The sequence below is a fragment of the Mesorhizobium sp. dw_380 genome, from assembly GCF_018588885.1.
GTDB lineage: Bacteria > Pseudomonadota > Alphaproteobacteria > Rhizobiales > Rhizobiaceae > Mesorhizobium.
The window spans coordinates 1-247 of record NZ_JAFFIW010000172.1; the positions used below are offsets into that span (position 1 = coordinate 1).

The 247-nt window shown below is 69.6% G+C and carries 1 protein-coding gene; it reads left to right on the top strand.

What is annotated here, in order from left to right; all coding sequences use genetic code 11:
• Positions 1 to 11: 11 nt before the first annotated feature.
• A partial coding sequence (locus JT360_RS33415) for a hypothetical protein (RefSeq protein ID WP_214477761.1) occupies positions 12 to 247 on the top strand: 236 nt, incomplete at its 3' end.

The window sequence follows — 247 nt, forward strand, 5'->3', positions numbered from 1 at the left end:
CGGCGGAGAAGATGGGTACGTCGAGCCTGATCGGCGGGGAATGGCTGGAGAGCGAGGAGCGGACGAACTATCCGCTGACGCTGTCGGTCGACGACTTCGGGACCGAGCTTGGGCTGACGGCGCAGGTTGTGGAGGCTGTGCCGGCGGATCGTGTCATCGGGCTGATGCAGCGGGCGCTGGAGAGCCTGGCGCAGGCGCTGGAGGCCGCGCCGGAGACGCCGTTGCGGTCCCTGGACGTGTTGCCGGC